We start from the raw sequence: 12,185 nt of genomic DNA on the forward strand, positions 1-12,185 counted from the left end.
CTTCCCATATAGGCGGCAAGCCCTGCGATAAAGACATGCGCCCGGAAGACCTGCTCTGCCCCTCGCCCAAGGGCCTTTATTCCCCCGCCGGCGACTTCTACGTGGACCCCACGCGCGCCGTGCCGCGGGCGGTGATCACCCACGGCCATTCGGACCATGCCCGCGCCGGCCACGCTTATGTGCTCGCCACCCGGCAGACCCTGGACCTCATGGCCATCCGCTATGGCGCAGGCTTTGCCGGCGCGACGCAGGCGCTGGCCCTCGGCGAGGCGGTGGCCATCAACGGCGTCCGCGTGAGCCTGCATCCCGCCGGCCATGTGCTCGGCTCGGCCCAGGTCCGGCTGGAGAAGGACGGGCTCGTGATGGTGGTGTCCGGCGACTACAAGGACGCCGCCGACCCCACTTGCGCGCCGTTCGAGCCGGTGCGCTGCCACGTCTTCGTCAGCGAGGCGACCTTCGGCCTGCCGGTGTTCCGCCATCCGCCGGCGGCGGGGGAGACCGACAAGCTGCTCGCCTCGGTGCGCATCTTCCCCGAGCGCACCCATATCGTCGGCGCCTATTCACTCGGCAAGGCGCAGCGCATGATGGCGCTGATGCGCGCCGCCGGCCACGATGCGCCGATCTACGTCCACGGCGCCCTCGACGCCATCACCGACTATTACCGCACGCAGGGCCTGGCCCTGGGCGACATCCGCCCGGTGAAGGGCACGGACAAGGCCGCCTTCGCCGGGGCGGTGGTGATCGCCCCGCCCTCATCCATGACCGACATCTGGGCACGGCGCTTCGCCGATCCCATCACCTGCTTTGCCTCCGGCTGGATGCGGGTGCGCGCCCGCGCCCGCCAGCGCGGCGTGGAGCTGCCGCTGGTGGTGTCCGACCATGCGGACTGGGACGGCCTTTGCGCCTCCATCCACGCCACCGGCTGCGAGGAATTGTGGGTGACCCACGGCGCCGAGGATGCCCTGGTGCACTGGGCCCAGACCCGCCAGTTGCGCGCCCGCCCGCTCCACATGGTGGGCTATGGCGAGGAGGACGAGGAGGCGGCTCCCACTGAGGACCCCGCGCCGGGAGCGGCACCATGAACCGCTTCGCCGCCCTGCTCGACCGCATGTCCTACGAGGCTGGGCGCAATGCCAAGATCCGGCTGATGGCGGACTATTTCCGCACCACGCCGGACCCCGAGCGGGGCTTTGCGCTGGCCGCGCTCACCGGCGCGCTCTCCTTCGCCAATGCCAAGCCCGGCGTGGTGCGCGCCCTCATCATGGAGCGGGCCGACCCGGTGCTGTTCGAGATGTCCTACGATTATGTGGGCGACCTCTCGGAAACCGTCGCCCTCATGTGGCCGAAGCTGGAGGACACCCCCGCCCACGCGCCGCTCTTGTCCGAGATCGTCCACGGCCTCTCCACCCTCTCCCGGTCCACCCTGCCCCGCCGCCTTGCCGACTGGCTGGACGGGCTGGACGAGACCGGCCGCTGGGCGCTCTTGAAGCTCATCACCGGCGCCATGCGGGTGGGCGCCTCCGCCCGCCTCGCCAAGACCGCGGTGGCGAGCCTTGGAAGCCTTACGCCGGATGAGGTGGAGTTGGTCTGGCCCGGCCTCGCGCCGCCTTACGAGGACCTGTTCGCCTGGGTGGAGGGTCGTGGGCCACGGCCTGAGACCTCCAACCCCGCCCCGTTCCGCCCGGTGATGCTGGCCCACGCCATCGAGGAAGCCAATTTCGCCGACCTTAACCCCGGCGATTTCAGCGCCGAATGGAAATGGGACGGCATCCGCGTGCAGGCGGTGGCCGGCACCGGGCCGGACGGGGCGCGGGCGGTGCGGCTTTATTCCCGCACCGGGGAGGATATCTCCGAGGCCTTCCCCGATCTTGCGGACGCCATCGCCTTCGACGGCGCCATGGATGGCGAATTGCTGATCGTCCGCGAGGGCCGGGTGGAGCCGTTCAACGTGCTCCAGCAGCGGCTCAACCGCAAAAGCGTCACGGTGAAGATGCTGGCGGAATTTCCCGCCCACATCCGCGCCTACGACCTGCTGGTGGAGGGCGGGGAAGATCTGCGCGCCCTGCCCTTCGCGGCGCGCCGGGCGCGGCTGGAGGCGCTGGCGGCGCGACTGTCGTCGCCGCGCATCGACCTTTCTCCGCTGGTGCCCTTCGCCGGCTGGGACGACCTCACCCGCGCCCGCGCCGACCCCGCCTCGGCCGGCGCCGGGCCGGATGCCGACGCGGTGGAAGGAGTGATGATCAAGCGCGCCGACAGCCCTTATCTGCCCGGCCGCCCCAAGGGGCCGTGGTGGAAATGGAAGCGCGATCCGCACACGGTGGATGCCGTGCTCATGTATGCCCAGCGCGGCCACGGCAAGCGCTCGTCCTTCTATTCCGACTACACCTTCGGGGTGTGGACGCAGGGCGAGGAGGGTGACGTGCTGGTGCCCGTGGGCAAGGCCTATTTCGGCTTCACCGACGAGGAGCTGAAGCAGATCGACGCCTTCGTGCGGCGCGCCACCATCAACCGCTTCGGCCCGGTGCGGGAGGTGGTGCACGAGAAGGAGGAAGGGCTGGTGCTGGAGGTGGCCTTCGAGGGCCTTTCCCGCTCCACCCGCCACCGCTCCGGCATCGCCATGCGCTTCCCCCGCATCGCCCGCCTCCGGTGGGACAAGCCGCCGGGAGAGGCCGACCGGCTGGAGACGCTGGAAGCGCTGCTGCGGTAGGATTTACTTTCCTACTGGCTCGCCCAGATGATGCGGGCCATCCACTCCAGCTGGTCCAGCGGAATCTGCCGGTCCTCGTGGGCGGGGTTGAGGGAGCGCAGTTCCACATGACGGGTGGTCTTGCGCACCAGTTCCTTGGCCAGGACCTCGCCCTCCCGGGTCTTCACCACCACCCGGTCGCCGCGCCGCACCGGCGTGCCGGGGGAAACCACCACGATGTCGCCGTCGCGATAGACCGGCTGCATGGAATCCCCAGCGATCTCCAGCGCATAGGCGTGCTGGTCGTCCACCTCGGGAAAGGCGATCTCGTCCCAGCCGGTGCCCACGGGAAAGCCGGCGTCGTCGAAGAAGCCGCCCGAGCCCGCCTGGGCGAAGCCGATCTGCGGGATGGCGTGGATAGGCCCCGTAAACGGCCGGTTTCTCTCGGCGAAGCCGTGGGGCCCGTCGTGGCGCTCGTCGGCGGGCACCAGCATGGCGAAGAACAGCTCGGCGCTGGTGCCGGTGGCCGACAGCGCCTTGGCGATGCTCTCGGTGGACGGCCAGCGCAGGCGGCCGTCCGTGGTGATGCGCTTGGAGCGGTTGAAGGTGGTGGGGTCGAGCCCGGACCGCCGCGCCAGCCCCGACGTGGACAGCCCATGCTGTTCCGCGAGCTGGTCGATGGCGCGCCAGACCTGGCCGTGAGTGAGCATGGAGCTTCCGTATCCCCGTACGTGAGTCTGGATAATAAGAATTTGTTCCCTTTTTGTACAGGACTTCTGTCCTGATGCAACCCTGAGACGCAGGAGGTTGCTGCTTTGTTCGATCCCGCGTACTACCTGCGGCCGGTGAGCTTGGCTCATGGGCCGCTGGTGCAGGCCCGCGCCGCGCCTGGTTCCGGCTGTTGCTGGAATCAGTGTCAAAAATCTACACCTCGGGAACACTCGAGGTGTAGAGCGCAGCCCTCTCGGCATCGGTCAAAGACCGAGGCTTTGGTATAAGGGGGCGGCTGAAGATCCCCGTCGTGGAGCTGCCCCGTGCCCGACCTGTCCCCCGCCGACCTGTCCCCCGCCGAACCTTGCCCTACCGTCATCTTCAAGATCTGCCCGGCTTCCCTGTGGGCTCAGGCCGAGACTGATGGCGTGTTCTCGGGTGCGCCGGTGGACCACGCGGACGGCTACATCCATTTCTCCACCGCCGCGCAGGTGCGGGAGACGGCGGCGCGGCATTTCAAGGGCGCGGGCGACCTGAAGCTCGTCGCCGTGGCCATCGCTCCCCTCGGCCATGCCCTGCGCTGGGAACCCTCCCGCGGCGGCGCCCTCTTCCCCCACCTCTACGGCCCCCTGCCGCTCACCGCCGTGCGGTGGGTGAAGGACCTGCCGCCGGGGCCGGATGGCGCCCACATCTTCCCCGATCTGGCCTGATCACGCCTCGAAGGTGCGCCGCTCCAGCGCCGGCAGGCGCAGGGCCTGAAACGCCCCGCGGGCGACGAGGAAGGCGAGGAAGGCCAGCCACAGGCCGTGATTGCCCAGCCCCCGCAGCCCCCACCAGGCCACAAGATAAACCGCGAGCGCGCACAGCATGAGGTTGCGCATGTCGCGCGACCACAGGGCGCCGATATAGACCCCGTCGAAGGCATAGGCGGCAACGCCCGCCACCGGCAGCAGCGCGGCATAGATGAGGAAATCGCGCGCCGCCGCGCGCACCTCTTCGCTCGTGGTCATGGCATCCACGATGGCCGGGCCGATGGCGAGATACAGCGCGCAGGCCGCCAGAGCGAACACCAGACCCCAGATGAGGCACAGCCGCACTCCGGCGGAAAAGTCCGCCCGCCGGCGCCCGCCCACCGCGGCGCCGCAGATCTGCTCGGCGGCGGTGGCGAAGCCGTCGAGGAAATAGGCGGCCACCATCACCATGTTCTGCAGCACGGCATTGGCGGCCAGCGTCACATCCCCCGCCCGCGCGCCCTGCGCCGCGAAGAAGGAGAAGGCGAACATCAGCGCCGCCGTGCGAATCATGATGTCGCGATTGAGCAGGAACGATTCGGCGAGCCGCGCCCGGTTGAACAGCACGCCGCGCGGCAGGGCGACGGCACGGCCCAGCATCCTCTGGCACAACAGCAGCCCCGCCGCCGCGCCGGCGATCTCCGCCATCAGCGTGCCGGCGGCCGCGCCCACCACGCCCCAGCCGCCGCCGAGCACCAGGCCGGCGGTGAGCGCCATGTTGAGCAGGTTCATGCCCACCTGCAGCGCCAGAGCGCGGCCGGTGCGCCCGAGGCCCACCAGCCAGCCCAGCACCACATAATTGGCCAGGGTGAAGGGGGCGGCGAAGATGCGCACGTCAAAATAAGCGCGCACCGCCGCGTTCACCTCCTCGCTCGCCCCGGCAAGGGCGATGGCGGCATAGGCGATGGGCGCCTGAAGGGCGATGAGGGCCAGCCCCAGCGCCCCGGCAAGCAGCAGGGCGCGGGCCAGCACGGCGCGCTCTTCCACGCCGTCGCGCCGGCCCACGGCCTGGGCGGCGAGGCCCACCGTGCCCATGCGCAGGAAGCCGAACACCCAGAACAGCATGTCGAAGATGACGGCGGCGAGCGCCACCCCGCCCAGCAGCGCCGCATCCCCCAGCCGCCCCACCACCGCCGCATCCACGATGCCGAGCAGCGGCGTGGTGAGGTGCGCCACCGTCATGGGCAGCGCGATGGCGAGCACGCGCGCGTGCGTGACCCGCCCGTCAGAAGCGGCGAGGGTCATGGGCGATCAGCGCCGGCCGAGGAGGCGCAGGATGAGCCAGAGCGGGATGACCACCACGGCGCCCAGAAGGAAATAGCGCCACAGCCGCTCCACCGCCTCGAAGCTGAAGTTGAACAGGCTGCGCACCAGCCGTTCCAGGCTGGTGAGGATGTTCATGGGGTCGATCCCCAGCGCCGCGAGGATGACGCCCACCACCACCGAAAGGAGGACGAGGCGCACCAGCACCCAGGCGGGCGAGCCGCCGAAGAACCGGGTGATCTCGTTGTTCTCGGGCATGGGGGGTCCTCCTGTCGGGCGGCTGGTCTAGCACAGCTTCCACAACATTGGGGAGCGATGGCTTAACGGAGCGCACAGCATGGGGCAAATTGACTCAACGATTAATGGTATCATAAGTAATTGATTCGTATATATTTTATTCGAACCTGAGGATTGCCATGTCTGACGCGACTTACAATTTGAACGGCGGTTTCAAGCCGACAATCAAGCGCTTCGCCGACCTAAACGGACCGGACTTCTTTCCGACCCCGGCCTGGGCGACTTATGCCCTGATCGACAATGAACAATTCGATGGCGAGGTTTGGGAATGCGCCTGTGGCGACGGCGCAATGTCGAAGGTTCTCGAAAAGGCAGCAAGATCTGTTGCGAGCTCAGATCTATACAACCGAGGTTTTGGAGACGTTGGAATCGATTTTCTTACGACAAATAGACGGTCTGACAACATAGTTACAAACCCGCCATACAATGCGGCAGAAGGCTTTGTTCATAATGGCACGCGCCTTGCCAAACGAAAATTTGCCCTCCTTCTCCGCTTAGCCTTCTTAGAAGGGGCAAACAGAGCCAATACTATCTTTACCGAAACCCCTCCTAGTCGGGTTTGGGTTTTTAGTGAGCGCATCACATTTTATCCCGCAGGCGCTGTCCAGCAAGGAAGCGGAACTACCGCTTACGCATGGTTTGTTTGGGATAGAGACGCACCAAAAACGACAGAGCTGAAATGGCTCAAGCCCGGCTATAAAGCCAAATTTGCAAAACAGGCCTAGCTGATGTGGCGACGACCTGCATCGGTGATTGTGAGTCGCCTCGGCGAATATGATGCGAAGCCCTCCGCTACGATATTACCCGCCGCATTTCGGTGCGAAACCAAATTACGCACCTGTTGCTCCCAAACCTCTTCACCGATTCGCGTCGATGAGGGCTCTCGATCTAAAGACGAAAGAGATAGATAGTTGGGGATTTCCTTTTTCAGACGAAAAATGGTAGCGGAACCGCTCGGCTCCGCAATCAGAATCCGCAATACCGCTACCCCAACCTCGTGTTCTGTGACTCGGTGCTCTGAAGTCATCATCTGAGTGTCCATTGACCTGATCGATGTATGCTTACTCAGCCCTCGGATGATGACAAGTCCCCATGCGCGCACCGCGAGCGTTTCGAATCAGAGACGCCGTGATTTGCCGCGCCGGCAGCCCGCGACGCCGGCTCCCGTCCGGCATCCCGTTCATCCGGCGGCGAGGAAGGCCTTGACCAGCGCGACGGTCGCGGCCGGATTCTCCTCCATGATCCAGTGCCCGCTGCCGGGGACGACGGCGCCCTCGACATGGGTGGCGGCGAATTTCATCACCTCCGCCATGGTCAGGCCGAACGACATTTCGCCCCCCAGCGCCAGCACCGGCACCGTGAGCTTGCCGGCGGCGAGGAAGGCCTGGTTGTCGATCGCATCCTGATCAAAGGCGGCGAACTGGGCGAACCCGGCCCGCATGGCGCCCGGCAAGGCATAGAGCGCGGCGTAGTGCGCCCGCGCCGCCTCGCCGAAATGGCTGGGATCGGCGGAGAATTCGTTCCAGAAGCGGTCGAGGTAGATGCGTTCGCGCCCCTCCACCAGCCGCTCCATGTCCGGGCCGCCGAAGCGGAAATGCCAGAGCAGCGGATTCTTGAGGATTTCCTCCCACGGGCCGACACCCGGCAGCGGCGCGTCGATGAGGGCGAACCGCGTCACCCGCTCGCGATGGAGGGCGGCGAAGGCGAAGCCGACCATGTTGCCGATATCATGGGTGACGAGGGCGACCTTCGCGATGTTCAGCGCATCCAGCACGCCGGCCACGTCGCCGGCCTGGGTCTTCTTGTCGAAGCCGCCGTCCGGCTTTGCCGAAAGCCCCATGCCCCTGAGGTCCGGCACCACCACGGTATGGGCCGGCGCCAGAGCGGCAGCCATCGCGCCCCACATGTCGCCGGTCTCGCCATAGCCGTGCAGCAGGACCACAGCCGGCCCGCTGCCGCCGAAGCGGACATGGATCGTGGTGCCGTTGGTCGCGATCTCCCGGGTCCGGAAATCCGCGGGGAAGGGGACCACCTGCGCAGCCGCAGGGGTGGCGCCGGTCGTGGCCGTGTCAGACATAAAATCCCTCCGTCGCCGCAGCCCGGCGCGCGCGGGGAACTATGGCCTCAAATGACCGCGCGCAGTAGTGTCGCGTCGCCAGTTGCCTGCGCGCCGCACAATCAACCCGCCGCGACGACAACGATCGGGAATTTGCCTCCCGCCCGCAAAGGTGCTAACCACCCGCACTTCACGAGGACGGCCATGCCGATCCCGCCGACCGGACCTTGAGTCCGGAGGTCACCGCCCGACAGCGCGTTGCGCCCTCGGGCGCGATCTGCGTTGTCTTGATGCGTTGTCGTCTTGATGCGAGCGCGGGGCCGGCACCGGCCCGTCTCATGTGAAACCCAAACCACGGACGGCCATGTTCGATACCCTTTCCGACCGCCTCGGCGGCATACTCGACAAGCTGAAGCGGCGCGGCGCCCTCACCGAGGCCGACGTGGGCGAGGCCATGCGCGAGGTGCGCCGCGCGCTGATCGAGGCGGACGTGGCCCTCGACGTGGTGCGCTCCTTCACCGACCGGGTGAAGAATCGCGCCGTGGGCGTGGAGGTCATCAAGTCGGTGACCCCCGGCCAGATGGTGGTCAAGATCGTCCATGACGAGCTGGTCGCCACCCTGGGCTCCGACGCCGATCCCATCGACCTCAACGCCCCCGCCCCCGTCCCCATCCTGATGGTGGGCCTGCAGGGCTCGGGCAAGACCACCTCCACCGCCAAGATCGCCAAGCGCCTCACCGAACGCGGCAAGCGCAAGGTCTTGATGGCGTCCCTCGACACCCGCCGCCCCGCCGCCATGGAGCAGCTGGCCACCCTGGGCAAGCAGGTGGAGGTGGCGACCCTGCCGATCGTCGCCGGGCAGAGCGCGGTGCAGATCGCCCGCCGCGCCATCGAGGCGGCGAAGCTCGGCGGCTACGACGTGGTCATGCTCGACACCGCCGGCCGCGTGACGCTGGACGAAGCGCTCATGGCCGAGGTGGCGGAGGTGAAGGCCGCCACCAACCCGCACGAAGTGCTGCTGGTGGCCGACAGCCTCACCGGCCAGGACGCGGTGATCACCGCCAAGGCCTTCGACGGCCGGGTCGGCCTCACCGGCATCGTGCTGACCCGTGCCGACGGCGACGGCCGCGGCGGCGCGGCCCTGTCCATGCGCGCGGTCACCGGCAAGCCCATCAAGCTGCTGGGCACCGGCGAGAAGATGGACGCGCTGGAGGATTTCGACCCCCATCGCGTGGCCGGCCGCATCCTCGGCATGGGCGACGTGGTGGCGCTGGTGGAGAAGGCCGCCGAGGCCATCGACATCGAGCAGGCGAAGATCACCGCCGATCGCATGCGCAAGGGCACCTTCGACCTCGACGACCTGCGCAGCCAGCTTCAGCAGATGGCGAAGATGGGCGGCCTCGGCGGGCTCATGGGCATGCTGCCCGGCGTCGCCAAGATGAAGAACCAGATCGCCTCCGCCAATCTCGACGACAAGGTGTTCAAGCGGCAGGTGGCCATCATCAACTCGATGACCCCCAAGGAGCGCCGCGCGCCAAAACTGCTCGACGCCTCGCGCAAGCGCCGCATCGCCGCCGGCTCCGGCACCAAGGTGGAGGAGATCAACCGCCTCCTGAAGATGCACCGCCAGATGGCCGACGTGATGAAGTCGCTGGGCGGCCCCGCCGGCAAGCGCGGCCCGCTGGCGGGCCTTGCCGGCATGATGGGCTTCGGCGGCGGCGGACCTTCACCGGAAATGCTCAAGGACATGGCCGACAAGATGGGCGCCGGTGGCCCCGGTGGTGCGGGCGGGCTGCCCCCCAATTTCCCCGGCCTGCCGGGCGGACTGCCGCCCAAATTCCCCGGCGGCCTGCCGGGCCTGCCGAAAGGCCTTCCTGGACTGGGAGGCTCGAAGAAGAAGTAACGCGGATTTCCACTCTCCGTCACGGCCGGGATCGTCAGGCCCGGCACAGGCCGGGCCTGACGATCCCGACCAGCACGATCACTTAATCGCACGATCACTTAATCGAACGACCAAAGGAAGAAACCCATGTCCCTGAAGATCCGTCTCGCCCGCGGTGGCGCCAAGAAGCGCCCCTACTACCGCATCGTCATCGCCGACGCCCGCTCGCCCCGCGACGGCCGCTTCATCGAGAAGATCGGCACCTTCAACCCGCTGCTGGCCAAGGATGCCGAGAACCGCGTGGTGCTCGACGCCGACAAGGCCAAGGCCTGGCTCGAAAAGGGCGCCCAGCCCACCGACCGCGTCGCCCGCTTCCTGGATGCCGCCGGCCTGCTGAAGCGCGATGCCAAGAACAACCCCAAGAAGGGCGAGCCCGGCGAGAAGGCCAAGGAGCGCGCCAAGGAGCGCGCCGAGAAGGCCGCCGCCGGCACCGAGGACGCCGCCGCCGAGTGAGGCTGGCCTTGAGGCCCGCCCGCGCGGCCTCGTCTCTGACAGTTCAAAGGGGGGCGCCCGTCGCCCCCCTTTTCTTTTGCCCGGGAGGCTGATGCGCCGAAGGACTTGCGCCGAAAAGCTCGCGCCGAATGCCGGCTTCCCTTCGGTCCGCCGCCGAAATCGCGGCGCCGGGTGCCGCTGCGCTCTTTCCATCCCCAGCCGGCATCCCATCTAGACGGGAGCCTTAAAGCTCGGGCGCGGCGGCTTGCGCGGTTTCACCCGCGCGCCAGCCGGTCTAGAGACTAAGGCAACAGACCGATTCCTTGAAAAGCCTTCCTGCCCGGAGCCTCGCATGTCCGAACCCGTCACCCTCTCGTTCGCACGGCTCACCGCCGCCCCCAAGGGCGTGCTGATCGTGCTGACCGACGAGACCCTTGCCTTCGGCGCGCAGACGCAGAAGCTCCTCAAGGGCGCCGCCGATGCCGCCGTCACCCGCGCCTTCGACGCCGAGCGCTACAAGGGCAAGGCCTGGAGCACCATCGACCTGCTCGCCCCCGCCGGCCTTGACGCGCCGCGCCTGGTGGTGATCTCCGTGGGCAAGGCGGCGGAGCTGAAGCCCGCCGATTTCCTCAAGCTGGGCGGCGTGGCGGCGGGCAAGATCCCGTCCTCCGCCCGCGAGGCGACGGTCGTGCTCGACCTGCCGGGCGCCAAGATCGGCGCCGAGGCCGCGGCCGAAGTGGCCCTCGGCATCCGCCTGCGCACCTACAGCTTCGACCGCTACAAGACCAAGAAGAAGGACGACACCGAGCGCGGCGCCCTCGCCGTGACCCTGCTGGTGTCCGACGAGGCCGGCACCAAGCGCGCCGTCACCGCCGCCGATGCGGTGGGCGACGGCGTGCTGTTCGCCCGCGACCTGGTAAACGAGCCCGCCAACGTGCTCGACCCGCCCGAGTTCGCCCGCCGCGCCGAGGAGCACCTGTCTTCGGTGGGCGTCGAGATCGAAGTGATGGACGACGCCGCCCTCGCCCGCGCCGGCATGCACACGCTGCTGGGCGTCGGCCAGGGCTCCATCAAGGAAAGCCGCGTCGTCATCATGCGCTGGAACGGCGGGCCGGCGGGCGAGCCGCCCGTGGCCTTCATCGGCAAGGGCGTGACCTTCGACACCGGCGGCATCTCCATCAAGCCGGCGGCCGGCATGGAAGACATGAAGGGCGACATGGGCGGCGCCGCCTGCGTCACCGGCCTCATGTATGCGCTCGCCGCCCGCAAGGCGAAGGTGAACGCGGTGGGCCTCATCGGCCTGGTGGAAAACATGCCGGACGGCGCCGCCCAGCGCCCCGGCGACATCGTCACCTCCCTGTCCGGCCAGACCATCGAGATCATCAACACCGATGCCGAGGGCCGGCTCGTGCTGTGCGACGTGCTCTGGTACGCCAAGGAGCAGTTCAAGCCCAAGTTCATGATCGACCTGGCCACCCTCACCGGCGCCATCCTGGTGGCGCTGGGGTCGGAATATGCGGGCCTGTTCTCCAACGACGATGACCTGAGCGAGCGCCTTGCCACCGCCGGCAAGGAGACCGGGGAACGGGTGTGGCGCATGCCGCTCGGCCCGGAATACGACAAGCTGGTGGATTCCAAGTTCGCCGACATGAAGAACACCGGCGGCCGCCATGCCGGCTCCATCACCGCCGCCCAGTTCCTCCAGCGCTTCGTGGACAAGACCCCGTGGGCGCACCTGGACATCGCCGGCACGGCCATGTCCTCGCCAGCCTCCGACATCAACAAGAGCTGGGGCTCGGGCTGGGGCGTGCGCCTGCTCAACCAGCTGGTGAAGGATCATTACGAGGGCTGAGGCGGCACGCCTCTCTTTCCCCTTTCCACCGTCGCCCTCCGGCTCGACCGGAGGGCCCATCTGCCGGCCAGCACAGCCGCCGAAGCGATGGGACAAGCGGCGCCATGGACCCTCCGGTCAAGCCGGAGGATGACGGGGATGTAGGGGCGAAGGGC

At 67.9% G+C, this 12,185-nt stretch carries 11 protein-coding genes; 7 read left to right on the forward strand and 4 right to left on the reverse strand.

Annotated elements, in window-relative coordinates; translation table 11 throughout:
* The first annotated feature begins 35 nt into the window (after positions 1–35).
* Positions 36–1,082 (forward strand): ligase-associated DNA damage response exonuclease, encoded by a 1,047-nt coding sequence (locus tag V5F48_RS02055; protein WP_394039595.1) that lies wholly within the window; start codon positions 36–38, stop codon positions 1,080–1,082.
* Entirely contained in the window at positions 1,079–2,707 is a 1,629-nt protein-coding gene (locus V5F48_RS02060; protein WP_394039597.1) for a cisplatin damage response ATP-dependent DNA ligase, read from the forward strand. Before V5F48_RS02055 ends, V5F48_RS02060 begins: the two co-directional genes overlap by 4 nt.
* Before the next feature lie 11 nt (positions 2,708–2,718).
* Here the strand turns inward: V5F48_RS02060 and V5F48_RS02065 are convergent, their stop codons facing one another.
* Complete coding sequence (locus V5F48_RS02065) at positions 2,719–3,396, reverse strand: S24 family peptidase (protein ID WP_394039599.1); 678 nt, start codon at positions 3,394–3,396, stop codon at positions 2,719–2,721.
* Positions 3,397–3,720: 324 nt separating this feature from the next.
* On the opposite strand from V5F48_RS02065, the gene V5F48_RS02070 reads away from it, so the two are divergent.
* Entirely contained in the window at positions 3,721–4,107 is a 387-nt protein-coding gene (locus V5F48_RS02070; protein WP_394039601.1) for a DUF952 domain-containing protein, read from the forward strand.
* On the opposite strand, the gene V5F48_RS02075 is transcribed toward V5F48_RS02070, so the two are convergent.
* Positions 4,108–5,433: an MATE family efflux transporter gene (locus V5F48_RS02075; RefSeq protein ID WP_394039603.1), complete on the reverse strand. Its 1,326-nt coding sequence runs from the start codon at positions 5,431–5,433 to the stop codon at positions 4,108–4,110. It lies immediately after the preceding gene.
* Positions 5,434–5,439: 6 nt separating this feature from the next.
* Entirely contained in the window at positions 5,440–5,709 is a 270-nt protein-coding gene (locus V5F48_RS02080; RefSeq protein ID WP_394039605.1) for a DUF6460 domain-containing protein, read from the reverse strand.
* Positions 5,710–5,867: 158 nt separating this feature from the next.
* Between V5F48_RS02080 and V5F48_RS02085 the strand changes: the two genes are divergently transcribed.
* Positions 5,868–6,473, forward strand: a complete 606-nt coding sequence (locus tag V5F48_RS02085; RefSeq protein ID WP_394039606.1) for a hypothetical protein — start codon at positions 5,868–5,870, stop codon at positions 6,471–6,473.
* 455 nt (positions 6,474–6,928) lie between these two features.
* Here the strand turns inward: V5F48_RS02085 and V5F48_RS02090 are convergent, their stop codons facing one another.
* Positions 6,929–7,825 (reverse strand): alpha/beta fold hydrolase, encoded by an 897-nt coding sequence (locus V5F48_RS02090; RefSeq protein WP_394039608.1) that lies wholly within the window; start codon positions 7,823–7,825, stop codon positions 6,929–6,931.
* Between the two features lie 343 nt (positions 7,826–8,168).
* Here V5F48_RS02090 and ffh point away from each other — a divergent pair, with 343 nt between their 5' ends.
* The 3 genes from ffh (at position 8,169) to V5F48_RS02105 (ending at position 12,030) form a co-directional block, all read left to right on the forward strand.
* Entirely contained in the window at positions 8,169–9,707 is a 1,539-nt protein-coding gene (gene ffh / locus V5F48_RS02095; protein WP_394039610.1) for a signal recognition particle protein, read from the forward strand.
* 126 nt (positions 9,708–9,833) lie between these two features.
* Positions 9,834–10,199, forward strand: a complete 366-nt coding sequence (gene rpsP, locus V5F48_RS02100) for a 30S ribosomal protein S16 (protein WP_394039612.1) — start codon at positions 9,834–9,836, stop codon at positions 10,197–10,199.
* 331 nt (positions 10,200–10,530) lie between these two features.
* Positions 10,531–12,030 (forward strand): leucyl aminopeptidase, encoded by a 1,500-nt coding sequence (locus V5F48_RS02105; RefSeq protein WP_394039614.1) that lies wholly within the window; start codon positions 10,531–10,533, stop codon positions 12,028–12,030.
* Positions 12,031–12,185: the final 155 nt, after the last annotated feature.

Origin of the sequence: Xanthobacter autotrophicus ATCC 700552, assembly GCF_043194565.1 — a bacterium.
Lineage (GTDB): Bacteria > Pseudomonadota > Alphaproteobacteria > Rhizobiales > Xanthobacteraceae > Xanthobacter > Xanthobacter autotrophicus_F.